The organism is Gardnerella piotii, assembly GCF_049815665.1.
GTDB classification, from domain to species: Bacteria; Actinomycetota; Actinomycetes; order Actinomycetales; family Bifidobacteriaceae; genus Bifidobacterium; species Bifidobacterium piotii.
This window is the reverse complement of the sequence record NZ_CP187450.1, coordinates 1017730-1043459: the sequence shown is the minus strand read 5'-3', so window position 1 is coordinate 1043459 and position 25730 is coordinate 1017730. Positions and strand designations below refer to the sequence as shown.

Here is a 25730-nt window from a genome sequence, read left to right as displayed (position 1 = left end):
AAAGCGTACAATCGGGAGGCGTTCTTGAATAAGGAACCAAAGCTCTTAAAAGAGCCTAGAGAAGGAGTTCCAGAAGTCATTGATACGCTTGAAGCATATAAAGAATATTGTAATTTGTTGGCAGCAGGGTCGGGGCCTTTGGCTGCAGACGCAGAGCGAGCTTCTGGTTTTAGATATGGTCACGAAGATTGGCTGATTCAGTTCAAACGCAAAGGTGCAGGAATTGGATTGCTGGACCCAATAGCGCTAGGAAAACTTGGCGTTGATTGGCATGAATTTAACCAGGCAGTAGGGGACGCGCCTTGGATTATTCACGATTCTATGCAAGATTTGCCAGGATTTTTCGATATTGGTTTGCGTCCGCGTGCTTTATTTGATACAGAAATCGCAGCTAAATTGCTTGGTAGAAAGCGCTTTGGATTAAGCTCTGTAACTGAATATTATTTGGGGCTTACTCTTGCAAAAGAACATTCTGCAGCGGATTGGTCATATAGACCTCTTCCTAGAGATTGGCGAAATTACGCGGCTTTAGACGTTGAATTGCTAATCGAATTAGAAGAAGTAATGAGCGGCGAGTTAAAAAAGCAAGGCAAGCTTTTATGGGCAAATCAAGAGTTTGCACACTTATTAAGTAAAGGTGCTCAAAAGAAGGCTCCTCACCCAAATCCTTGGCTTAGAATATCTCATATAAGCGTTCTTATGCACGATAAAATCGGCTTAATGATTGCAAAAGAGCTTTGGCAAAAGCGAGATGAGCTTGCTTGTCAATACGATATTGCGCCAACTCTATTGCTTTCGGATGCTGCGATTATTGAAGCAGGCAAGCGAAAGCCAAGTAATTCTAGGGAGTTTCGCTCAATTCGCATTCTTAACGAACGCGTTAGGATTCACACAGGCAGCGAGCAAGACAAGATGTTTGAACGCTATGCTCCGATTCAGCGCAAAATCAAGCCAAATGTGTGGAAAGCTGTTATAGAAGACGCGATTAGTCGCGCTAAAAGTGGGGAAGTTGCTATTGTTTCTAAGCTTGATGATTCAAGTAGTAAATATGGCAATTACAACGATGCTGGCGATTTTGGCGATTCTGGCAATTCTGCGGATGCTGGCGATTCTGCTGATTCTAGCGACGCACAAGAATCGCAAGCAGCTCCACGATCTATGAAGTATTGGCGTGATCATCATCCCAAAAGATATGAGCGCTTACAAAATGTAAAGCAATCTTTAATCAAGATTGCAGAAGATACTCACACGCCTACGGAAATCATTATTAAACCGCAAATTATTCGCAATCTTTGTTGGCAAGATAATATTGAGCATATTGATGTTAAGGAGTTTCTTGTAGAGCAGGGTGCAAGAACGTGGCAAAGCGATTTAATTGCTGAGTCCGTAACTCGCGCTATTATGTAACGGTTGTGCCATATGGCAGAAGCTAGAAAACGTAATTTCAGGAGCGCAAGCGTGAAAATCAGCGTCAGGAATCTTGAGCCAACTAAGGTTAAGCTCACCATTACCGCAGATCTCGAAGATTTTGAGCCATTTATGGATCAGGCTCGTAAAGAGATCGCAAAGCAAATCAACGTGCCAGGTTTCCGTAAGGGACACGTACCAGGCAAGATTGTAGATCAGCGAGTTGGCTTCGGAGCTGTTGCCGGTGAAGCTGTAAATTCTGCTGTTCCAGAGCTTTATTCTAAGGCTTTGGAAGAAAAGAAGATTCGCCCAATGGATCAGCCAGAATTTGATGTTCAGGAAGTCCCAGAATCTGCTAAAGACGAACTTAAGCTTAAGTTTGTTGCAACTGTTGAGCGTCGCCCAGAGTTCAAGCTTAACAAGTTTAAGGGTGTAGAAATCGAAGTAGAGAAGCCAGAAGTTAAAGATAGCGATGTTAAGGCTCGTCTTGAGGCTTTGCGCGCACGTTTTGGCACTCTTGTTGGTGTTGATCGCCCAGCTAAGAAGGGTGATTTTGCAAACATCGATTTGGAAGCTAAGATTAACGACGAAGTTGCCGATTCTCAAAATGGCGTAAGCTACGAGCTTGGTTCCAACACTATGCTTGATGGTTTGGATGAGGCTTTGGAAGGTCTTTCCGCTGGAGAAGAAACCACTTTTGAAGGCACTCTCGAAGCTGGAAAGAACCAGGGCAAGAAGGCTCAGGTTAAGGTAAAGGTTAACTCCGTTAAGGCTCAAGAATTGCCAAAGCTTGACGATGAGTTTGCTAAGGAAGCATCTGAGTTCGACACTCTAAAGGAGCTTAAGGAAGACGTTCGTAAGTCTTTGGAGCAGGCAAATGAAGGCCGTCAGGCAACTCTTGCTCGCGATGCTTTTATTGCTAAGATTCAAGAAGAAGTTGAAATTCCTGTGCCAAAGGGTGTTAAAGATAAGGCTGTTGCCGAGCACCTTAAGGGCATGACTCCAGACCCAGAAAAGGCCACTAAGAAGCAAAAGGAAGAGGCTGAAAAGGCTGCAGAAAAGGAGCTTCGTGACCAAATGGTTCTCGACGCTTTGGCAGAAAGCCTCGATGTTTCTGTTTCTCAGGCAGACGTTACCAACTTCTTGGTTTCTGTTGCTCAGCAGTACGGAATGGATCCAAGCCAGTTTATTAACGCTATTGTTCGCAATGGTCAGCTTGGTTCTGCTGTTCAAGAAGTTGCTCGCTCTAAGGGCTTGCTTGCTGGCATGCGCGCTGTAAAGTTCGTTGCTGGCGGAGAAGCTCTTGATTTGAGTGCTTTCTTGTCGGAAGATGAAGAGCCAGAAGATGAAAGCGTTAAGGCTGCTTCTGCTGCTGCAGCTGTTGCCGATGAGCTTTCTGCTGAAAAGTAGTTAGAGTCTTCTAAATTAGAATCTTCTAATAATCTTGTTATTTAAGACCTAGTAGAGTATAACTCTGCTGGGTCTTACTTATATTTAATTAAATAATTACTATATAGAATTACGATTAGTATAGGAAAATGTTAAGAATTGCGAGACATTATGGATAGTAGTGCTAAAACAAAGCATGAATCTTGTTGCAGATTTGGCAAATTCGGCAAATCTTGCAAATTATTTAGTTTTGCAATTCTAGTAGCGCGTTTTATTGCAGTCTCTGTTACTCTTGGCGTTCTTGTTGGCTTAGGAGCAACAGTTCTTACGCTTATTTTTTACGCTGTACAATACCTTGCTTTTGGCTCAATTGAATCTGCTAAAAATACTGTATTTTTAGGGCTTCCTTGGTATCGATACGTGCTACCTGGCACAATTGCTATGACTATTGCTGCACTGGCTTGGTATTTTTTGCGAAAGAAGGAGAATCCTCCTCGAATCGTTACTATTCCACAAGCCGTTAGTGGCAGTAGAATGCCAATTTTTTCTACTATTGCACATGTTTTATTGCAAATCGGCATTGTTGGCTCTGGAATTTCAATCGGAAGGGAAGTAGCTCCTAGAGAATTAGCTGCAATGATTGCTCAGCGTTGCAGCAGTATTTTTAATGTGTCTGTTAAAACTCAGCGTATACTAGTTGCGTCTGCTGCAGGTGCTGGCTTGGCTGCAGTGTACCACGCGCCTTTAGCTGGCACCGTGCTTTCTTTAGGTTTGCTTAGTAAAACTCAAGGTTTTGGTTTTTATGCGTGGCTAAATCGCGAAAATGGCTCTGTAATAGTTAATGCACTTAAAAATATTGCGCGCTCGGAGCGTTTGCATTGCTTGCCTTTTGCTCTTGTTATGAATTATGTTGCTGCGTTTGTTGTTGAGTTTTTATTGCATCATTCTAGATACTACAATATTTCGCAATTTTCTTGCGTGATTTCTTGGCAAATTTGCGTTTTAACTGTTGTTGTTGGTGCAGTGTGCGGCTTAGTTGGTTACGTTTTTCGCTTGGGTATTATTTGGTGTAGAACTCATGCTTTGCGTGGCATACAAATGCTGTGTTTTATGCCTGTAGCTGGCTTAGTTATTGGTGTTGCGGCTTGTTGGTTTCCGCATATTATGGGGAATGGTAGGTCGCTTTCTCAGCTTGCTTTTTCTGTAGCTAGTTTTCCGTATTTGGCAGAAAACTCGCATATTATGATTATTTTGTTGCTTCTTGCGCTAATTAAAATGCTTATGACTGTGCTTGTTTTGCGCTACGGTGCTTCTGGAGGCGTTTTGCAACCGAGTATTTCAACTGGCGCTTGCTTTGGTGTGATTTTATACGCTATTTTTTCAACGTCTGGTTTTTTGCAAGTTTTTGACATTTCGCAAGTTTCCGCAATTTCTGTATCTATTATTGGCGCTGCTTCTTTACTTGCGTCTTCTAGAAAAGCTCCGATTATGGCGTGGCTTTTAGTTGCGGAATTAGTAAACGCACCGTTTACATTACTTTGTCTTATGCTATTTGCGGTGATTGTGTCTAGTTGCGTATCTAATTGTGTATCTAATTGCGTGTCTAATTGCGTTAAGCGTTTTACTTCGCATTCTTGTTTTGCGGTCACGCGCACACGATAGTCTAGATATATTCAAAATGTTTGTAAGGAGATAAGGTGACTGATCTGTTTACGGCTTCTCCCGTTATGCAAGAAGGGGAGCCACAAAATCCAACGGATTCGATTTTTAATCAACTCTTAAAAGATCGTATTATTTGGCTTGGCTCTGAAGTCAAGGATGAAAATGCCAATATTATTTGCGCTCAGATGCTTATGCTAGCTGCGCAAGATCCTAAGAAAGATATTTGGCTTTATATTAATTCGCCAGGTGGTTCTATTACCGCTGGAATGGCTATTTACGACACTATGCAACTTATTGAGCCAGATGTTGCTACGATTGCCGTTGGCATGGCTGCTTCTATGGGTCAGTTCTTGCTGAGTTCTGGCACGCCTGGTAAGCGTTTTATTACGTCTCACGCTCGCGTGCTAATGCACCAGCCTTCTGGCGGTGTTGGTGGCACTGCTACAGACGTGCGTATTAATGCTGAACTTATTATGGATATGAAGAAAACTCTCGCTGAGCTAACGGCTCAGCAGACTGGTCATACCGTTGAAGAGATTTACCGAGACAACGAGTATGATCATTGGTTTACTGCTCAGCAGGCTTTGGAGTATGGCTTTGTAGATAAGATTGTTACCACTCCAGCTTCTATGCGTGGGGAGGAGTGATTTTAATGGCAAGTGAAGAAGCAAAGTTTGTTGCTCGCGCTAAGCGTTTGGGCGGATTTGGTCAGACCAGTGGTGTGTTTACGAATCGTTATGTTTTGCCGCAATTTGGTGAGCAGACTCCTTATGGTATGAAAACTCAAGATCCATACACTAAGCTTTTTGAAGACCGCATTATTTTTATGGGTGTTCAGGTAGACGACACTTCTGCAGACGACATTATGGCTCAGCTTTTGGTTCTAGAAAGCATGGATCCAAGCAGAGATGTAATGATGTACATTAATTCTCCAGGCGGTTCTATGACGGCTATGACGGCAATTTACGATACCATGCAATACATTAAGCCAGATGTGCAAACGGTGTGCTTAGGCCAGGCTGCTTCGGCTGCTGCGATTTTGCTTGCTGCTGGCGCTGCTGGTAAGCGTATGATTTTGCCAAATGCTCGCGTGCTTATTCATCAGCCTGCAATGGGTCAAGATTTTGGCAAGGCTACAGAGATAGAGCTTCAAGCTAAGGAAATGTTGCGTTTGCGTGAATGGTTGGAATCCACTCTTGCAAAGCATACTGGTCAAAGTGTTGATCGTATTCGTAAAGATATTGAGGTAGATACTATTCTTACGGCTCCTCAAGCTAAAGAATACGGAATGGTAGACGAGGTTCTGGAGCATAGGTCTTAAGGATTTTATGTTTTAGATTCTTATGTTTTAGATGCAGACCCTGGCGTTGGCGACACGCCAGGGTTTGTGTTTTTGTAAAGATGGTTGTATATTAGTCAAGTTGCCAAAAACAACGGAAAGTTAAAGTTCCAAGTTTTTGGAGAACATGCGCCAGTAGCCCAACGGATTAGAGCATCTGACTACGGATCAGAAGGTTGCAGGTTCGAATCCTGTCTGGCGCACGATACACGCGGTTTTTGCCGCGTTTTTTTTTATAATGGTTGTTATCAAAAGTGATTGATTAATTAATTGAGAAAAAGAGGCTATCTTATGCAACCTGAGAAAGTTAATCGTTATAGTTTGCGTAAGCTCGGACAACATCTCGTTTCTGCTGTGGTGGCAGTTGTGGTGGTTGGAATTTTGTTCTCTGGAATGGCTCTATCTCAAGCGACACTTGCTCACGCTGACATGGTGGGTGAAGATAATGATTTAAGGAATGGATTAGAAAGTCACCATACCGCAGATTCTGAAAACAGAACTAATCCTTTGACTAAAGATGAAGAAGGCTATTATGACCTTATGGCTGAAAAAACTTTAGAAAATCTCTATCCAGAAGTTTTTTCAGATGAAGAATTGCAAAAAGCTGAAGCAGAAAAAGACGATAAAGTAAAAATTTATTTCACTCCAAAAGGAAAAGACTTTAACCCTAAAGGAAAAGATACCAAACAATTAACATTAATAGGATGGAGATTTGTAGATTGGTATCCACAAGAAGGAACAGTTGATTACTTTATCTTTTTACCAAAAAGAAATGTAGGCCTTGCAAGAGCACAAGTTGGAGCAGTTTATCACGCTTTTAACACTCTAGAAGAAGGTAATAAAATTTCTTTTAATGAAGGTAAATATGCCGAAACGCCATTTTCTCTTTTGGTAAATAAAAAAGTCCTTGGAGAAAATTTAAAAGAGGAAACTAAATTTAAAGTAAATCCAAAACAAACTCGTGCCTTTGTCAGAGTTAGCTATCAAGTAACTAAAGAAGACGATGCACTATCGCAAGTTTTTTATGTAGATAGATATGGAGAAGGAAATACTATATTTAAATTTTTTGTAACTTCTGTAGATGCAGATTTTCACTTTGTAGATGATAGTAGTTATAGAAAATTAACAAATCAAAAACTATCTTCACCTCTAAAGGAAAGAAGTGAAAAAGATAAAGATTCCTTTTCTAATGAACCTTTTAGAAAACTTGATTTAAAAGATATGCTTGGCATTGTTAAAACAGATAAAGCTCTTTTTGGAAATAATCCGGTTTACAAAGCTAGATTGTCCACTCCTTTATTGTCTTATCAAGAAGATAAAAGTAGCATAAAAAGACCTACTTTAGATCAGCTGAAAGCAAAAACAATTCCAGGATATATTTACTGTGATAATGATATAGATAAGCCAAAAACAAAAGAATTTAAAAAAGATGACGCTACAACGAAAGAAAAAGGCAATCATTATTTAACTTATGGCTATGATAACGATAGAAATATGTTGACTACAAAACATTACTATCTCACTTATCGTGCCCTACCAACAGAGATTGTTGTTCGTCAATTTAAAGAAGATAAAAAAACTCCTTTAGATAATAGTTTTGATCTTTACCGTGTAGAAGATAATAAAGAGGTTTTAGTTAAATCTGCTATTAAACCTAATCATTCTCGTGCGAATGAAAAAGAAGATACTATTAATTCTATAGAAAAAATGATGGAAAAAACTACAATAGACGATCAAGGCTATTACGAAAAAAATAATCATCTTTATTTAGAACCAGGAAAATATATTTTAAAATCAAAAAGCTTAGATGAAAAATACTATAACGAAAAAGAAAATCAGGAATTTACAGTTGGTCTTTTAGATAGTAGTGACAAAAAAACAAGAATAGTCGTAGACTTTAATGCTGGTTTAAAACATAAAGTAACCTATAATTTCAAATCAGAAGATGGCAAAAACTTACCAGACAAAGTCACAAACTTACTGCCAAAAAATGAAAATACATATAAAAAAGGCGAAAAAATAACTCCAGCTGACCCAACGCAAAAAGAAATATCAGTAGACGGAGGGAAATGGACATTCATAGGATATGATACTGAAGAGCAAACAGTAGAAGATAAAGATTTAACATTCACAGGAACATGGAAATTTACTAGCATAAAACCTCTATCTACCCTAGACGAAGCACCAAATCTACAAGTAAAAGACGCCGAAATAACTGTAGGAGAAACTCTAAACCTTAAAGACTTAATAATAAGTGCAACAGATAAAGAAGACGGTGACTTAAGAGAAAAAGTAGAAATAGTAGATAAAGGTGGTTTTGACAATAACAAAGTCGGCACATATAAAATTACATATAAAGTAGCAGATAGCAAAGGAGCAACTGCAACAAAACAAGCGACAGTGACAGTAAAAGAAAAAACAAAATCAAATCCAGAGCCAGAGCCAGAGCAGGAGTCACAGCCGAAGCCAGAGACAGTGCCAGAGCAAGAGCAGGAGTCGCAGCAAGAGCAGCAGTCTCAACCGCAGACAGAGTCGCAGTTGCAGTCAGAACCTAAGACAGAGCTGCAGTCAGATACGCAGCCACAGTCACAGCCGCAGCCAAAGCCAGAGACGCAACCACAGCACAAAGCCGCTTTACCACGGACAGGAACGACCGTTAGTAGCTTAGTGTTGATGGGAAGTGTATTAGTTGCGATGGGTGTTCTGCTTCAAGTAAGTAAACGAAAAGATTAATGTTTAATAGTTGAATGCCTCTATCTGTTGATAGAGGGTTTATAGGCCAAAAGGTGTGTAAAGCTAAGCTGATGAATATTCTGGAAATAGAATTAGTCAGCTTGGCTTTTTGATAATTACTTGTATTACAGCGTTACGTCCTAAATGAATACCATCAACATGAATGTAATCATAAACTTCATCCACGAATGGTACTTGTGGCCATAAGTCCCATAAAAGCTTATTTTTACGTCGTAGTATACGGGCTGAGAAGTCGTATGAATACTTATCTTGAGTTTTATTAGATAAAAGCCAATTTAAACTAACTGTTAAATCGTTTGATTGTTTATCATACGCCCTACTTTTAGAAGTTCCGCAGTTAGAACAACGGTATCTAGTAGTGCCAGCATTGGTGTGACCATTCTTGCTCATTTTATGATGACAGTTATTGCATAGTGGGTTATTCATACAAATGAAGAATAACCCACATTCGATATACCACGAGCCCTACTGCCATAAGGCTTATGAGCTTATTTTTTACACACTTTTTGTCCAGGTGGCGAATGTGCAGAAAACAGATTCGATTACCGCAAAACGCTTGTATTGCAAGGCTTAAGACATGATTTCTTACACACTTTTTGACCTATAACCCCCCAGTTTGTATTTTATGTAGTAGTGTTTTCAAATTTTTGTGTTTATAACCTTATAATTCAATCTTTTAAAATACCTAATATTGTCGGGATTAGTTAAAAGAATAATTTGTATAAATGATTAGAATGTAAATGATTCTAAAAAATATTGAAATTGAATGAGTAGGGGAGAAAGTATATGAGCTACGTTGCAGATAAACCTATTGAAAAAGCTGATGAAGATTTGTTGGGAAGATCTGATTTTGCCAAACAATTTGGAAAATCGATTTGTGAATATGATAGCAAAGATGGTCTTGTAATCGGATTGTATGGAAAGTGGGGTAGTGGCAAGACATCTATTATTAACATGGCAATATCCGAAATTCCAGTAGTCGAAGCCCAAAAAATAGAGAATGAAAAATGGTATTCAAGAGTATACAAAAGAATCAAAAAAATTTTTACTTCACAAAAAATTAAAGAAGAAAATCAATGTTATTATCCAATAGTTATTAAATTCTCACCATGGAATTATTCCGACAAGAACAATTTGATTAGCTTATTTTTCAATGAATTGAAGAATAAATTAGGTGTTGCTAAGGGAGAAGAGAATAAAGGAAAAATCGGAAAGGCTATAAGTCAATATTCCGATATTATTGACGTTTTATCATTTATTCCAGTAGCTGGGCCTGCAATTGCTCCTATATTGAAAACTATTTCCAAATCAAAAGGAGCCAAATTGATGCAAGCTCCTAGTTTGTATGAAGCTAAAGAGAAACTGTGTAAGGCGCTAGAAGATTTTAACCACAAAATTATTGTTTTTATCGATGATATAGATAGATTGACCACTCCTCAGATTAAAGATATTTTCCAATTGGTTAAGCAAGTAGGCGATTTTCCAAGCATAATTTATGTCCTTACAATGGATAGGGAAATTGTTTGCAATGCTTTGTCTGAATATCACAATATTGACGGAGATGAATATTTAAAGAAAATTGTTCAAGTTTCTTTTGAAGTTCCTGAAATTGATAGATCACTATTGCCTGAAATACTAAAAGGTAGACTCAGTAAAGTTATACACAAAAATGATTGTGAAGAAGAATTTGAAAACAATAATTATTTTGAAAAAGTGCTTGAATATTGCGTAAATCCTTATATTAAAAATATAAGAGATATTAATAGATTACTTAACGCGTTCCAATTCAAATATGGCGCTTTATGGAAGGAAACATCATTTGTTGATTTATTAGCTATTACTGCTATAGAAATTTTCGAGCCTAAATTATATGAATGGATTATTGATAATGCAATCTATGTATGTGGACCACAATCATATGACGATTTAAGAAAATATGAAAAAAGAACTTATGAATACTATAAAAATGAATTCAAACAGCTTGGATTAAATTCAGAATCATCTATGCAAATGATTATATTGATGTTTCCTTCATTTGCTAGGTCGATTCATTACATTGGCGAATATTCTCATCCAGATGATTTGCAACTTTTAAGAGATAATCGCATCTCATCTGTTGAAAAATTCGATTTATATTTTATGTTTGACATGAATAGAATTAAGGTTTCAAGAGAGAAAATTTATGATTGCTTGTATAAATATGATAAAAATCTTTTAATTAGTACTGTTAAAAATATTAATTCACAAGGCAACCTTGACTATTTGTTAAGAAACATGGAGTCATTGTTTGACAAAGAACATTATGAGCGTTTTAAGTTCGTTGCATTTACGCTTGTAAATTTGTATGGAGAATTTGTAAATAAAGTAACAGAAAGAAATAAGATAAATAATATTTCTGATTCAGTACTTAAATTTGTACTCTGTTTTATTAAAACAATAGACTCTGAATGTAAACGTTATGAAATAATTTATTCTATTCTTAAGAATTCTAATAAATCTAATATTGGACTTATTGCAGATATTCTTAACCAAGAAGAAATGGCATTTGGGAGATTTGGTAATAAAACCGAACGTACGGATTTGCAATTCGTTAGCTTAAAGCATTTAGAATATCTTGAAAAAATTTATATAGACAAAATTGAGCTCATTTCAAAATCTGAAAATATGATAAATATAGGAAGATTTAGTAAAGCATTTTATTTGTGGGAAGATCTTGATAAAGAAGGAGCTGAAAATTATGTTAAAAAACTATTTAATGATAAAGTCAGTAAGCTTAAATTTATATGCACTAAAGCATATTTCTTCCGTGACTCGAATGATTATGGATGGGATTTTAATTTAGAAAGTTACTCAGGTTACATTTCTAGAAAAGATCTTTACAATGAAATTAAAGATTTCGCTAAAAATCATTTGTGTGAATTTACTAAAGAAGAACAAATAAAATTAGCGTCGTTTGTATTGAATTATGAAAATAATAGTGATGACTTTCACCATGCGTATGAGCGAGAAGCTCTGCAACTCATAGAAAAGTGGAAATCTGAAAGTAAGAGTAATTAAGTATGTGTACAGTTATGTATTAAGTTTCATTACAGCGCTGTACGGAAACTTAATACATAACAACATACTACCGTACTTTGCGCCAGCGCAATCTTCCGTCGTTTACTCCTTCCTTACACATCATAAGAGTTCCTCGTATAGTCACTCCTTGTTGTCCAGAAGTAGAGCAGAAGCTTCCAGGATGTACTAGAGGAAGTTGCTGTTGTTGAGGCTGCTGCTGAGGTTGTTGCTGAGGAACGGGAGCTGGTTGTGGGGTAGGTGCTGGCGCCTGCTGCTGAACTGGTGCTTGGGCAGGTTGTTGATTATCTTGCTGTTCTTCTGCGTTCCTATTTTCAGATTGCGTAGAATTTGAATTGGAATTATCTACAGATGATTTGTTTGTTGGATTCTTTTTTGTGCCTGTTTTGTTAGTGTTAGTTTGATTTTTATTGTCAGAATCCCCATTTGAAGACGACTCTGGTTTATTTTTATTATTGTCTTTGGAATCCTTGGATTTGTCATCTTTATCTTTTTGGGCAAAAATTGAGTCCTTCTCAACTTCGCAAGATAAGTCATTCTTTTTTACGGAGCAGATTTTGTCTGAGTAATGATTTATAGCAAATTCTATTTCTGCTTCATCAAACTTAAGGTCTTCAAGTTTTGACTTTGCGTCTTCTTCAGTTAAATTATTATCATCTTCTACAAGTAGCCTTAATTTTCTTACTGCCACATTGTTGAAATCGTAAGTGTCGTCCAAATAATTTATAGCAGATTCGGAATCTTTCGCAGAGCATTCGGAAGTTGTCATCTTTTTCTTAATAGCGTTCAAGGACAAAAAGTCGTCAACTACATAGTTTTTTGCTATATTTTTACATTCCAATGCACTTAGTTTGGTTTTAGTGTTGTTTGGTTTATTTTGCTGAATCGAACCTATGACCCCAGCTGCTAAAAAGATTATTAATATAGTTAGTAGTATATGTTTAAGTTTTTTAGATTTTGTATTTTTTGGATTTTTTACACTATTTTGTTTGTTAGACATGTTACTTGTATTCTTATCGTATGATGTTGTGCTGTTATTTATAATCTGAGTTTTTTGTATATTGCTGTTCTTGGCAGAAACATCATTGTTATTCATAGAATATCTTTCTCTACTGTAAATATTTGATATATTTTTCTACTGTTTTTATTATTACTTTCACAGTTTAGTAGCATTTTGCTTATTTTGTGAATAGATGTATATTAAATATTTTTTTAGTCTTCGGATTAGAAAAATTTATAAGCTCATTAAGATTAGTTTGTATCAAATCCCATCAAGCACACACACCTTCACTTTTCACGTATGTGTGTTGCTAGTTCTACATGCGTGTTGATTCTCTAAATCGCGTGGTTTTATCGCATAGTGCTACGCGTAGCTGTCTACTTAGCTCTACTTATTACTTGATACCCGTGTTTAATTAGCACAGATTCGAGTTGAGAAAGATACGCAAGCGCTGCAGGGGAAAGATTCGTGCGCTCATTCTTAATCCACCCAACAAGCATTGTTTCTTCGCAATCCAGCGGAATGGTCACGATTTTCTCGTTATTCAAGTCGCCATTGTCGATTCCAGTGCAAATCGTAAAACCATTAAGACCAATAATAAAGTTCAAAATGGTTGCGCGGTCTGTAACATTAATCTTTTTAGGCGGGTGCTGAGGCCAAACTGCTTCCTCTGTAAAGAAGAAGCTACCATCCTCTCCCTGTTCATACTGAATAAACGGATATGGTCGTAAATCATCCAAAGTAAGCTTCTTGCGATTTGCGAGCGGATTATTCCTAGAAATAAAAACGTGCAAATTAGCGCGGAAAAGTGGATGAAACTCAAGATGCTTTTCTCGAAGCATCTTTCCAATAACATCTTTGTTGTAGTCGGAAAGATAAAGCAATCCAAGGTCTGCGCGCATTGAAGTCACTTGATTAATAATGTTCTTTGTGCGAGTCTCCCTTAAAGAAAACTCGTACTCGTTAGAATCAATGCTGCGAATCATGTCTACAAAAGCTTCAACAGCAAACATGTAGTGCTGAGTTGCAACGCTGCAAAGCTGTTTTCTAGGCTTAGTGCTGTTGTAGCGCTCTTCAAGCAGATCTGCCTGGTCTAAAACTTGGCGCGCGTATGTTAAAAACTCAGCTCCGTCAACCGTTAATGCAATTCCTTGAGAAGATCTAGTAAAAATCTCAATTCCAAGCTCTCGCTCTAGCTCTTTTACGGAAGAGCTTAACGCTGGTTGTGAAACATAAAGTTCGTGCGAAGCTTCGTTCATAGATCCGCACTCTACGATTTTCACAATGTACTTTAATTGCAGCAGCGTCATTATTAAGAGCCTTCCGATTTTTGGGATTTATACTTGACTATTTTTTATACTTGACTATTTCCAACTATTACAACTATAACAACTATAAACTAACGCCTATAATCTTGCGCCTAACGCTTATAGTCTAATAATTTAATGCCTACAAACTTACGACTTTGGATTAATGCTTATAAACTAACGCCTGCAATCTAACGCCTATAATCTAACGCCTAGCGATTCCAAATCCTCTCTAGCTTTTTGCGCTGTAGTAAAAACAAACCCATGCATTCCAACGTTATGCGCGCCATCAATATTTACTGGCTTATCGTCGAAGAAAACAGTTGTTTGCGGTTTTAACCCAAATCTGCTCATAGCAAGCTCAAAAATCTCGGGCTGTGGCTTATGCAAATGCTCAACGCCAGAAATAACCGTTCCCTGCAAAAGCGTGTTTAGTTCTGGGAATTTACGCAATGCTAGTGGGAAAGTTTCTTTAGACCAGTTAGTCAATCCCCAAACTCCGTACCCAGCTTTGCGCAAATCGTGCAACAAATCGACTATTCCAGGCATCATTCGCGTAAGAACTTGATCGTAGTGTGCGCAATACCATTGAAAAGCGTTGCTAAGCTCCTTGCCAAATCGCCTCTCGTATTCTGGCAAAAGGTCTTTTAGCAGCTCTCCGCCGTCCATGCGGTCTTCAAACTCATAAAATCCAGCCAAATCGTCTTTTCCAAAAGTGCCATTAGGGCAAATCGTGTCTACCAAATCTGGGAACTGTTTTTGCAAGCAATTCCTGCAATTCCACTCGAGCAAAACTTTGCAATAATCGAACATTACGTCGTGAATTTCAACAGATTCTGCATTTGTGTTGATATTTGTGTTGATATTTGTGTTGATATTTGTGTTGATATTTGTGTTGATATTTTCGCTTGTCATCTTTCTTCTTTCACTAATCAAGATTCATTAAAAATCCAAGAGTGTAAGGCAATGCATAAATAATATCGCTTGCGACTATTGGATGCTCCATATTTTCGCGATTTTCGTAATTTGCGCAATTATTGTAAACGCTTTTTTCATACGACTTTGCAGTCAAATTTTCGGTCAAATTTGCATACGACTTTTCATACGACCTTGCAGCTAAATTTGCAGCCAATCCATGGATTACGGCCGCGCTCGCTGCGATTAATGCGTAGTTTGCATTTTGATTTAGTTCGCAATTATTCTGCGCAAGAAGTGCGCCTAAAATACCCGCAAGAACATCTCCAGACCCAGCGGTCGCAAGCCAAGATGGGCCATATGTGCAAGTAAATATTGGCAAGTTCAAACTTTCTGCAGATGCAACAACAGTGGTGGATCCTTTAAGAAGAACAGTTGCTTCAGTAAGATTTGCCGCTTTTTGAGCGAATTCTATAGGATTTTTTGCAATATTTTCCGCGCTAAAATCAAGGTTATAACGTTTTAATAGCTTGCTTAATTCTAAAGCATGTGGAGTTAAAACAACTTTTTCACAAACTTTTTTAGGCAATAAATCAAGCGCTCCAGCGTCTACGCATACGGGCGGTAGGTTTGTGTTTTCTTGATTTTCTGCACTATGTGCGCTATATGGTTTAAGCAAGTCTAAAATATAGTCTCGTTGCGATTTTGTTGAATCATCATTGCAATGCTCATAATCTGGGATTCCAGATCCAACAGTTATAGCGTTGACTTTTCCTTGCAAGCAATCCGAAACAACGGCTTCTGGAACTGCTTGTAAAACAAGATTTTGCGCTTTAAGTGGCCCCGCGTAGCGAACCATGCCAATGTTGCTGCGTGATGCGGATTTTGTGCTTAAAACGGCCGCTCCTGGGTATGCGTTTGATCCTGTTACTAATCCAAGAACGCCTCTAGAGTACTTATTGCTCGATTCGTTTGGCTTTTTTAAGCATTTGCTAGCATCTTTTGCATCTATACTGGCTGTGTTTAGAAGTGGAGTCATATTTACGATTCTAGTGAATATATGCGATTGTTGATTATATTCGATTGTTGCTTGATATTAGTGACATTTTTCATTCTATACACATATTTGCATTCTATATACATCATTTATTGGCAAATCGCAAGAAAGGTCGCAAGAAAAATCGCAATTATATCAAACAAAAAAATTGCGACACGCTGTTTTATAAAAAATTCCGATAATTTTTTGTGATTTTATTGACCAAGCTTTTTATTTTCTCTATGCTTAAAACGTTATTGCTAACGATAATCTTTCCTAATTACAAGATTAAACAAAGATAGCACAAGTTAAAGTGCTTAAGGAAAAACAAGAAAAATTGCAATAATGAATGATGTGAATTTCAATAATGTGAATTCATAGATTCCGGAAAGGAAAATAGTGAAAACTGCACGAATTTTTGCCACCGCAGCCACCGCCGCTTTGCTAACTGTTGGCTTGTGCGCATGTGGATCTACATCTAAAACAGCAAATCAAAAGACTAACGGCAATCAAGTAAACGTAGTTGCAACAACCACGCAAATCTGCGATTACGTAACTCAAATTGCATCCACTGCAGATGCAAAATCTGGATTAAGCCTTAATAAAACGGATTCTCAAGGCAAAAAGTCTGTGATTGGCGCGCCAGCAAACAAAGCAAAGTCAACAATCAACCTCACTTGCTTGCTTGCTCCAAACGCATCTGCTCACGAGCACGAGATGACGCCAGCGCAATCCAAAGCGCTTTCTAAAGCAGATTTAATGCTTGTTTCTGGAGTAGATCTTGAGCACTTCTTAGATCAGGCTGTAAAAGCAACTGGATTTAAGGGCACAATGGGTGTAACTTCGGGCATTCTTACCGCAGACGAAATCAAGGATTCCAAAGCGCAAGCTGCTAAAGAAAAGAATCTTCCTTACAAGATTGACCGCGGTGTTGAAAAGGTTCATGCCGAAAAGTGGCCATTCCCACCAGAAGAAGGCGAGAAGGAGCCAGAATTCCAGTATGATCCACATATTTGGACCAGCACGAAGAACACTATGATTCAAGTCAAGAATATTGGTAACTTCCTTGGAAAGGCTCTTCCAGAAAGCAAGTCAATCTTCGACGAGCATGTTGAAAAGTTTGTTAAGTCGCTTACTGATTTGGACTCTTGGGCTACGGAAGCTTTGAACAGTGTGCCGCAGGAACATCGCGTTCTATTTACTTCGCACGACGCATTCGGATACTTCTCGCGCGACTACAATGTTAAGTTTATTGGCGCAGCGCTTTCCGACTTCAACAGTCAGCAAGACGCAACTGCAGACCATATTAAGGAAGCTGCGGAAGCTGTTAAAAAGTCTGGTGCTGTAGCAATCTTTGCCGAAAACTCCAACAATTCCAAGTCAATCAAGGCTGTTGCTGCTGCTGCAGGAGTAAAGGCGATTATTGGCGACGATGCGCTTTACGGCGATTCTCTTGGCCCTGTTGGCTCTGCTGGCGAGACTTATATTGGTTCCATTGTTCACAATGTTCAGACTCTTGTTAAGGCTTGGGATGGCAAAGTTCCAGACCTTCCAGAATCTGTAAAAGCTGCGTTGAAAAAGTAGTTAATAGGTAGCTACATAAGTAGCTGAAAATCATAAATCACTACAAAAGTAGTTACAAAAGTAGTTAAAAGAAGGCTAATTTATAGTGAATAAGAGCGTTCTCGCAATGAAAGATTGCGACTTAGCGTACGGTTATAAAACTGTTGTAACTGGTCTTAACGGAAGTGTAGAAGCTGGAGAGGCTTTAGCTTTGATTGGGCCTAATGGTTCTGGAAAAACAACGTTTTTGCAGGCGATTATTGGTATTGTGCGAGTAAGCAGCGGAAGCTTAACAATGCCAAAAACGGTTTCTATAGGCTACGTTCCTCAACAAGTTGATTTGGATTTGACTTTTCCAATCACCGCTCGTCAAGTTGTAGCAATGGGCTTAAGCAGGCAAACTGGATTCCTGGGTTTGCTTAAAAAGAGCCAGAAAAAAGCTGTTGAGAGCGCTCTTAATCATGTTGGTTTGCTAAATAGGGCAGATGTGCGATTTGGCGATCTTTCTGGAGGTCAGCGCCAGCGCATTTTGCTTGCACGCGCTATTGTTGCGCGACCTACGTTGATTCTTTTAGACGAGCCTTTTAATGGATTAGATGAGCCGAATCGAAAAGAGTTGCTCAATATTATGAAGTCCGCTAAAGAAGATGGGATTTCGTTTATTGTCTCTACTCACGACCTTGTAATCGCGGACGCGATTTGCGAAAAAGCTCTGCTTTTGGCTGGCCGTCAAGTGGCTTTTGGGTCTCTTAGAAAAGTCATGACTAAAGAAAACATATCTTTGGCTTATGGCGGGAGTATGCCAGCTGCAAGTGCGGGTCTTACTTTGAATCAATTAGCAAATAAAGATGATTCGTTAAATGATTCGTTAGATGCATCAACTGATTCAAGCATTTCTAGCGTATCTTTAGGAGACGAATCCAATGCTAGCTGAATTGGTTGAGTCTTTGCGCAAAATCCTCGAGCCTATACCAGGATTTGACTTTATTGCGTCTGCTCCCTACATTTTTAGGCCTTTCTGCCTTCTTATTGTTCTTGCAATTGCTAGCGGAATAGTTGGTGTGTTTGTTAACTTAAGATGCGCCGAGTTTAATGCGGAGGCTTTGGTTCACGGGATTTTTCCTGGAATCGTAGTCGGAGCGTTATATGGAGGAATTGGGCAAATCATTCCAGGAGCTTCGATTTGTGCAATTTTTCTGGTTGCTGCTCTTGTGTGGGCATCTAGGTCTCAAAAAATCAACGAGTCAATAATTGCAACAGTTTTAACAACATTTTTTGCGCTTGGAATCGTAATATCTCTTAAAAAGGGAGATATGTCTGGTCAGCTTGAATCACTTATGTTTGGACGTTTGCTAGATGTTACAGACGATAGAATGACTCAAGCAATGCTTATTTGTTTATTTGCAATCGCATTGCTTGCGCTAACTTGGAAGAAGCAGATTGTTGTTGCGTTTGACCGCGCTAGTGCTCCTTTAATGGGTGTTAATACTTTACTTGTAGATATTGTTCTAAACGTTGCAATTGCAGCTGTTGTAGTTTCTGCATCTTCGGCTGTTGGCGTACTTCTTGTTATTGGATACCTTGTTATTCCTGGAGCTAGCGCAAGATTGGTTGCGCGTACTGTTGGGCGTATGGTGGCTGTTGGCGTTTCTGTTGGTATTGCTGGCGTTTTATTAGGCATGTACGCTATGAACTTGGAACTTGATCATCCAGTTTCTCCGCAAGCTGCAGTGGCACTAAGTATTTGCGCAATGTTCGTAGTCGTTTTGATTTTAAGATTCTTATACAGAGTTACATACGCGCTAGTGTTTTCTAAAAAGAAAAAGTCTAGCGCAATAGAGGCTGGTGGAAAGTAATAATGGTAAGTATTTGGCAAATTATTGCTCTTCCGATTGTAGAAGCAATCGCTGTTGGAGCATTGTGCGGTTTTGTTGGATCCTTGGCTTTGCTTAATCAGCGTATTTTCTTCACCGAGTCTATAACTCACGCTGCTTTTCCAGGAGCTGTAATCGGAGTTGTAGTTACATCTGTTTATACGATTGACCAGAACATTTTGTCTATTGGTCTTTTTATTGGCGCTGCTTTGGCTTGTATTGTTTTGTCTTTTATGATGCATGTGCTTTCTAAACTAAAGGGCATATCTTCTCAAGCTTCTGCTGGAATAACTCTTACTGTTGGTTTTGCTAGCGGCTACTTTTTGAACAAGTGGTTTGCTCCTCTTCCATTGCGCATTGAAGGATTTTTAACAGGGTCATTGCTTAATTGCACTCCTGCAGACGTGATTTTTGCGATTATTGCATTCGCTCTTGCACTAGGATTGTGGAGTTTTAACAGTGCTAATTTGATTCATTGCTCTTTTGATCCAACAAATTACAAGGCATTAGGTGGCAGAAGTGGATTAATGCAAGGAATTGTTCTTGCGCTAATAATCATTACGGTTTCGGTAATTATTCCAGCTGTTGGAACTGTTGTTTCGGTATCTTTAATCGCAGCTCCTGCAGCAGCACTTAAAAGCAGAATGCGTTCCATTAACAAATTTGTGTTTGCGTGCGTATTGTCTTCTATTTTTATAGCGCTTTTAGGACTTGCCTTAGCTGTGATTTTAAGACTTTCTGCTGGTGGAACTATCGCGATTTGCGCTGGATGCTTCTTTTTAGTTGTAAAGCTTAGTGAAAGCATCTTTTTGAAAATACATGAGATTTATTCTGGTTTTTGCAAAAAATCATTGTTAAAAAGTCGCTCTGTTGTTCTAGAGTAACAGAGAATTGCGCGTGAAAAATGCGTGCGATTGACGTCGTTTTTGCGCGTTTTATTTATGTTTAATCGCGTAAGTTTATCGACGCCACACAAGTCCAGGTCTGCACATTAGTAACGCAAGACCCCGATAGAAAAGGACAATTATGGCTGAAAATACCATCTCCATCACCGTAAACGAGGAACGCAAGGAGGTGGATGCAAGCTTCACTGGCGTTGAACTTTTCGCGGAAGATAAGAATATTATTGCCGTGCGTTTAAATGGCGAGTTGCGTGATTTGTACACGCCTCTTCATAACGGCGATACCGTGGAATCAGTAGCACTTGATAGTGAAGATGGCATCGCAATCATGCGTCATTCCGCTACACACGTGATGGCTCAAGCTGTTCAAGAAATTCGACCAGACGCAAAGTTGGGCGTAGGTCCTGTAATTAAAGACGGCTTCTACTACGATTTCGATGTTGATACTCCATTTACGCCAGACGATTTGAAGCAAATCGAAAAGCATATGCAGCGCATTATTAAAGAGTCTCAAAGCTTCCGCCGCCGCGTTGTAACAGAGGATGAAGCGCGCGAAGAAGAAGCAAATCAACCTTATAAGTTGGAGTTGATTGGAGATAAAGAAGCTGCTCTTGATCCGGCTGCTGCTGGCGAAATCAGCAAACACGAGCTTAGCATGTACGACAATTTGGATCGCGAAGGAAACAAGGTCTGGAGCGATTTGTGCCGCGGTCCGCATTTGCCAAACACGCGTTATATTAAGGCTTTTAAGCTTGAGCGTGTTGCTGCAGCCTACTGGCGTGGTTCGGAGCATAATCCTATGCTTCAGCGCATTTACGGAACTGCATGGCCTAGCAAGGAAGAGCTTAAGGCTTACACAACTCGCATGGAAGAGGCTGCTAAGCGCGATCATCGTAAGCTTGGTCAAGAGATGGATTTGTTCTCATTCCCAGACGAGATTGGCCCAGGCTTGGCAGTGTTCCATCCAAAGGGTGCTGCAATCATTAACGCAATGGAAGATTATTCGCGTGAGCAGCACAGAAAGCATCATTACAGCTTTGTACAAACTCCTCACATTACTAAGGGCGGATTGTACGAGACTTCTGGCCACTTGCAGTGGTACAAGGATGGCATGTATCCTCCAATGAAGCTTGACGAAGAGCGCGACGAAAACGGTAACGTAACTCGCCAGGGTGCTGACTACTACTTGAAGCCAATGAACTGCCCAATGCATAACTTGATCTTTAAGTCTCGCCAGCGTTCGTACCGCGAGCTTCCTTTGCGCTTGTTTGAGTTTGGTACCGTGTATCGCTACGAAAAGTCTGGCGTTGTGCATGGCTTGACTCGTGTTCGCGGATTGACTCAAGATGATTCGCACATTTACTGCACTCGTGAGCAGATGCGCGATGAGCTAAAGAGCTTGCTTAACTTTGTGCTTGGTCTTCTTAAAGACTTTGGTTTGAACGACTTCTACTTGGAGCTTTCCACTAAGGATGAGCACAAGTTCGTTGGTTCCGACGAGATTTGGGAAGAAGCAACAAACACTTTGGCAGAAGTTGCTAAGGAGTCTGGTTTGGAACTCGTGGACGATCCAGGTGGAGCTGCATTCTACGGACCTAAGATTTCTGTGCAAGCTCGCGATGCAATCGGCCGCACTTGGCAGGTTTCTACTATTCAGCTTGACTTCAACTTGCCTGAGCGTTTTAAGTTGGAGTACATTGCGGCTGACGGTAGTCACCAGCGCCCGGTTATGATTCACCGCGCACTCTTCGGCTCTATTGAGCGTTTCTTCGCTATTTTGCTTGAGCATTATGCAGGCGCGTTCCCAGCATGGTTGGCTCCAGTTCAGGTGACTGGTGTTCCTGTTGCAGACGAGTTCGCTCCGCATTTGCAAAAGTTTATTAGCGATTTGGAAGAGAATATGGTTCGTTGCGAAATGGATAGCTCCGACGATCGCTTTGGCAAGAAGATTCGTAACGCTTCTAAGTCTAAGGTGCCTTTCACTTTGATTGCTGGCGAAGAGGATGTGAACAACAATGCTGTGAGCTTCCGCTTCCGCGATGGTAGCCAATTGAACGGTATTCCTGTTGCACAAGCTAAAGAGTGGATTTTGTCCATTATTAAGCAGCGCGTTCAAGTAAATACTGCAGAAGATTTTGAGCACTACACAAAGTAGCATTCGCGATGCAACTTACGTAGCATAAATCAACGTAAGTCAACATAAAACAAACCCGCACTTCTTAACGTTGTGCGGGTTTATTCTTTTTATTCTTGATTTATTGCGAGTGACTTAGTTACTTAAGCAGCGCGCGAATTGCTTCGATTTGCTCGCTATTAACTTGACTTGCAGGCTCGCGAACAAGCGTGCTAATTGGCAATCCCTTAAGATTTACAGCAGCTTTAATTGCAGAAATAAACAAGTCAGTAGTGTTGTAAACTGCCATCAAGTGGCTGATTCTTTTAGCACATTCAATAAGATGCGCAAAGTCGCCAGCCTCATACGCCTTATGCAAAGCTGCAAAAGTTTCTGGCTCTACATTAGTAAGTCCACAAATCACGCCATTTCCTCCAGCAATCCTGTTAGGAGTGTAGTACTCGTCAAAACCAGAGAAAACAACAAAATCTGGGTTTACGCGTCTAGTTGCTTCAATCATTGCGCGAGTATGGCTTATAGTATCTACCGTGTCTTTAATGCCAACAATATTCGGGTATTTTTCAGCAAGACTTGCAACTAAGCTTGGTGTTAAATCGCTGCCAGTTCGAGCAGGGAAGTTGTATAGAATAACAGGCAAGCTAGTTGCGCTCGCAATTGCGCCAAAGTAGCGTTCTGCGGTTTGTGCGGTTGGCCCAAAGTAGTATGGAGACACAGCTACAACAGCGTCTGCTCCGCAACTTTGCGCAAACTTAGTAAAGTCAAGTACTTCGTTAAGATTTGTGTTTCCAACGCCTATAAGAACTGGAACTCTGTGATTAACGTGTTCAATAGCAAACTTAGCGGCTTCCTTTTTTACGCTAAGCGGATATGCGTAGAACTCGCCAATGCTGCCAAAAATCAATATGCCATTAATCCCAGCATCAATCAGATGGTCTAAGTGCTTTGCCCATAAGTCGTAGTCAATGCTTCCGTCATCTTTGCTTACAGTTATTGATGGGCAAAAAACGCCCTTAAAAGCATGCAAATCAAGCTTTGCGCTATTAGAAGTAGTCATAAAATTCGTCCTTTTATTTAATTATTTTGTGTATTTAATTATGGGGCATAAGACTTTAACTGGCAAAATCTTACACCCCATAAGCAATGATTACTAAAATCGACTATTAAAATCGACTATTCAAATAACTTAATTAATTACAGTTTAATACCATACGCCTTCTTTGCATTATTCATAAAGAAATCTTCGTCGTCGCCGAAAAGCTCCACCATTAAGTCAAGATGCTGCTTAAGCGAAGAATTCAACTTAACAACTGGCCAATTAGAGCTAAAGAGTAGGCGATCAGGGCTAAATGTGTCTTTTACAAACTTAACAATATATGGATTTACTGGATTATCTCCAGAAATCTTAATATAGCTGTGTGGAAGCTTTGCAAACGCACGCAAAGCAGCGCAGGAATCCTCGTCTAATCCTGGAACATTGCCCAAATGGTTTAGAACAACAGTCACTTCTGGAACTTGCTCAAAAGCTTTAGCCATGTCTGAAAGCTCTTCGCCACGATTGCAAAGCTCGAAAGGCATGCCCTTCTTTGCCATTGCCTTAAGGCCACCAATAAACGAAGGCTCTAGGCAGCGGCCGCGTGGCTCGCTTGGAATGTGAAGAGGCTCGCGAATGCCAGTTGCGTTAATTGGTACACGCATAAATGGATCCAACGTAACTCTAAGCATTTTAGCAAGAATCTTAGGATTAGGATTTTCTCCAATAAGCCTATCTTCTAGCTCATGGTCTGCAGCATCAACCTCAACGTATACGCCGCCGAGGAAGTCAACTCCCAAATCCGCATACTCTTTTTCTAGCTGCTCTAACGTAAAGGTGTGGTTTAGCTTGTCTAAGCCATCTAGCCAAGGCAAGACTTGCTTTGTTGGATCCCAAATATGAAAATGGGAATCTAAAATACGAAGTTGAGACATAATAAACTTTCCTTTCTAAAGTCTTTCTAAAGACTTTCAAATAAAGACTTTGTAGTTCTTTGCAAATCACTTAGCTTCTACAAGACCAATCTTGGAACCCCACAATGCGTACCAAGCTACATACAAGAATCCTGGAACGGTGAGCAACACTGCAACCTCAATGCCAGCAAAATCTTGTACAAATCCAAGGAATAGTGGGATTATAGCTGCGCCAACAACACTCATAATCAAAGCGGAAGAGCCAGTCTTTGCAGCAGAGCCATGAATTCCCTTTAAGGTAAGTGAGAACACGGTTGGGAATCCAATAGACACAAACAGGTAGGAGATAATGTAGGCCACTACAGAAATCTTGCCGAGTCCAAGGAATGCTACAAACATAAGCGCTGCGCTCAAAACCATGTAGATTCCAAGAATCTTATCGCTATCAAACTTTGTCATAAGAGGCGTTGTAATAAAGCGACCAAGAGTAAACATTAAGGAAACGATTGCAAGCATAGACGCCGCAATGCCAGTTGTTACTCCAGCACCCCAATGCTTAAGAGCAAACGATGAGAACATTGCCATTCCAACAACCTGAAGGCCTACAAATACAAATTCTGCAATAACGCCAAGTGTAAAGTATGGCTTCTTAACAAGATGCAAGAATGAAGAATCGCCCTTATTTCCTTGATCTGCCTCAACATCTCCTGGAGGTGTAGGAAGCTTAAAGCAGAAGAAGATTGCAATAACCGCAATAAGAACAATGCCAATAACAATGTAAATCATGCGAGTATCGCTAAGGAACTTCGACTTAGCAAATTCAAATCCTGGTTCGCCTTGCTTAACGGTTTTACCAATAATGTTGCCAAGAATAAGCGGGCCAACAATGCTGCCAACGCCGTTAAAGCTTTGTGCCATGTTGATTCTAAAGGATTCGCCCTTTTCGTCGCCAAGCTTTGTAATGTATGGGTTGCAGTTTGTTTCCAAAGTTGCAGCACCAAGAGCAATAATAAACATTGCTATAAGGAACATAACATAGCTTGCTGTAGCGGTTGCAGGAATTACAGCAAATGCGCCGATTGCAAAGAGTGCAAGACCGCTAATTACGCCGCCCTTGTACCCAAAGCGCTTTGCGATTAAACCTGCAGGAATAGCCATTACAAAGTATGCGCCAAAGTATGCAACCTGAAGCAGCGCTGCTTCTGTGTTGTTTAGATTTAAGTAATGTCCAAATGGGGAATTAAGAGCATTGACCAAATTCATGGTCAAACCCCATACGAAGAACAAAGATGTTACCAATACAATGGCAATTATAGTTTTTGAGCTACTTTTGTTATTGTTAACAACCACGTTGTCGTTTTCTTTTGTAGTCATCGTCACTCCCGTGTGAGAATAATTCAAAGAGTTTAAGATTTTAAGTTCTTAAATG

Annotated in this window: 19 protein-coding genes, 1 tRNA gene and 1 pseudogene; 13 read left to right on the top strand and 8 right to left on the bottom strand. The window is 39.7% G+C overall.

The annotated features are described in order from the left end of the window. The first annotated feature begins 24 nt into the window (after positions 1–24). From ACPEIW_RS04310 to ACPEIW_RS04280, 7 genes are all read left to right on the top strand, one after another. A complete protein-coding gene (locus tag ACPEIW_RS04310; protein ID WP_425663241.1) occupies positions 25–1407 on the top strand; it encodes an HRDC domain-containing protein in 1383 nt (460 codons plus the stop codon). A 51-nt stretch (positions 1408–1458) separates the two neighbouring features. Then, complete coding sequence (gene tig, locus ACPEIW_RS04305; protein WP_016831440.1) at positions 1459–2817, top strand: trigger factor; 1359 nt, start codon at positions 1459–1461, stop codon at positions 2815–2817. 150 nt (positions 2818–2967) lie between these two features. Beyond that, the gene (locus ACPEIW_RS04300) at positions 2968–4458 is read left to right on the top strand and encodes a chloride channel protein (RefSeq protein ID WP_425663239.1); all 1491 of its coding nucleotides are present in this window, start codon (positions 2968–2970) and stop codon (positions 4456–4458) included. Between the two features lie 35 nt (positions 4459–4493). Then, on the top strand, positions 4494–5105 hold the full coding sequence (locus ACPEIW_RS04295) for an ATP-dependent Clp protease proteolytic subunit (RefSeq protein WP_032813113.1): 612 nt from the start codon (positions 4494–4496) through the stop codon (positions 5103–5105). A 5-nt stretch (positions 5106–5110) separates the two neighbouring features. Then, positions 5111–5779, top strand: a complete 669-nt coding sequence (locus tag ACPEIW_RS04290; RefSeq protein ID WP_004132142.1) for an ATP-dependent Clp protease proteolytic subunit — start codon at positions 5111–5113, stop codon at positions 5777–5779. A gap of 147 nt (positions 5780–5926) precedes the next feature. After that, positions 5927–6000 (top strand) — tRNA-Arg (locus ACPEIW_RS04285). 88 nt (positions 6001–6088) lie between these two features. Next, the gene (locus ACPEIW_RS04280) at positions 6089–8530 is read left to right on the top strand and encodes an SHIRT domain-containing protein (protein WP_425663236.1); all 2442 of its coding nucleotides are present in this window, start codon (positions 6089–6091) and stop codon (positions 8528–8530) included. A 117-nt stretch (positions 8531–8647) separates the two neighbouring features. On the opposite strand, the pseudogene ACPEIW_RS04275 reads toward ACPEIW_RS04280, so the two are convergent. Further along, positions 8648–8977 (bottom strand): annotated as a pseudogene (locus ACPEIW_RS04275) (transposase-like zinc-binding domain-containing protein); the annotation flags it as partial. A 360-nt stretch (positions 8978–9337) separates the two neighbouring features. Between ACPEIW_RS04275 and ACPEIW_RS04270 the strand changes: the two are divergent. After that, positions 9338–11608 (top strand): KAP family P-loop NTPase fold protein, encoded by a 2271-nt coding sequence (locus ACPEIW_RS04270; RefSeq protein ID WP_425663233.1) that lies wholly within the window; start codon positions 9338–9340, stop codon positions 11606–11608. A gap of 67 nt (positions 11609–11675) precedes the next feature. Here the strand turns inward: ACPEIW_RS04270 and ACPEIW_RS04265 are convergent, their stop codons facing one another. The 4 genes from ACPEIW_RS04265 to ACPEIW_RS04250 all read right to left on the bottom strand — a co-directional run bounded on the left by ACPEIW_RS04265 (position 11676) and on the right by ACPEIW_RS04250 (position 15887). Further along, on the bottom strand, positions 11676–12722 hold the full coding sequence (locus tag ACPEIW_RS04265; protein WP_016635365.1) for a hypothetical protein: 1047 nt from the start codon (positions 12720–12722) through the stop codon (positions 11676–11678). 281 nt (positions 12723–13003) lie between these two features. Then, complete coding sequence (locus tag ACPEIW_RS04260; protein ID WP_016810868.1) at positions 13004–13936, bottom strand: LysR family transcriptional regulator; 933 nt, start codon at positions 13934–13936, stop codon at positions 13004–13006. Positions 13937–14131: 195 nt separating this feature from the next. Beyond that, positions 14132–14848, bottom strand: a complete 717-nt coding sequence (locus ACPEIW_RS04255; protein WP_425663231.1) for an HAD family hydrolase — start codon at positions 14846–14848, stop codon at positions 14132–14134. 13 nt (positions 14849–14861) lie between these two features. Then, on the bottom strand, positions 14862–15887 hold the full coding sequence (locus tag ACPEIW_RS04250; protein ID WP_425663229.1) for an ADP-dependent NAD(P)H-hydrate dehydratase: 1026 nt from the start codon (positions 15885–15887) through the stop codon (positions 14862–14864). 396 nt (positions 15888–16283) lie between these two features. On the opposite strand from ACPEIW_RS04250, the gene ACPEIW_RS04245 reads away from it, so the two are divergent. The 5 genes from ACPEIW_RS04245 (at position 16284) to thrS (ending at position 22378) form a co-directional block, all read left to right on the top strand. Beyond that, positions 16284–17468 (top strand): metal ABC transporter solute-binding protein, Zn/Mn family, encoded by a 1185-nt coding sequence (locus tag ACPEIW_RS04245; protein WP_425663227.1) that lies wholly within the window; start codon positions 16284–16286, stop codon positions 17466–17468. A gap of 106 nt (positions 17469–17574) precedes the next feature. Next, a complete protein-coding gene (locus ACPEIW_RS04240; RefSeq protein WP_425664415.1) occupies positions 17575–18381 on the top strand; it encodes a metal ABC transporter ATP-binding protein in 807 nt (268 codons plus the stop codon). Beyond that, positions 18371–19303 (top strand): metal ABC transporter permease, encoded by a 933-nt coding sequence (locus ACPEIW_RS04235; protein WP_116689494.1) that lies wholly within the window; start codon positions 18371–18373, stop codon positions 19301–19303. Before ACPEIW_RS04240 ends, ACPEIW_RS04235 begins: the two co-directional genes overlap by 11 nt. Positions 19304–19305: 2 nt before the next feature. Further along, positions 19306–20205, top strand: a complete 900-nt coding sequence (locus ACPEIW_RS04230) for a metal ABC transporter permease (RefSeq protein ID WP_060785923.1) — start codon at positions 19306–19308, stop codon at positions 20203–20205. A 142-nt stretch (positions 20206–20347) separates the two neighbouring features. Next, complete coding sequence (thrS, locus tag ACPEIW_RS04225) at positions 20348–22378, top strand: threonine--tRNA ligase (RefSeq protein WP_116285773.1); 2031 nt, start codon at positions 20348–20350, stop codon at positions 22376–22378. Between the two features lie 118 nt (positions 22379–22496). Here thrS and ACPEIW_RS04220 read toward each other — a convergent pair whose 3' ends face one another. The 3 genes from ACPEIW_RS04220 to ACPEIW_RS04210 form a co-directional block, all read right to left on the bottom strand. Then, entirely contained in the window at positions 22497–23411 is a 915-nt protein-coding gene (locus ACPEIW_RS04220) for a dihydrodipicolinate synthase family protein (RefSeq protein WP_116285774.1), read from the bottom strand. Positions 23412–23548: 137 nt separating this feature from the next. Continuing rightward, positions 23549–24322, bottom strand: a complete 774-nt coding sequence (locus ACPEIW_RS04215) for an amidohydrolase family protein (protein WP_425663223.1) — start codon at positions 24320–24322, stop codon at positions 23549–23551. A 66-nt stretch (positions 24323–24388) separates the two neighbouring features. Further along, positions 24389–25675 carry an MFS transporter gene (locus ACPEIW_RS04210; RefSeq protein ID WP_020758179.1) on the bottom strand — a complete coding sequence of 429 codons (1287 nt, stop codon included), beginning with the start codon at positions 25673–25675 and terminating at the stop codon, positions 24389–24391. Positions 25676–25730: the final 55 nt, after the last annotated feature.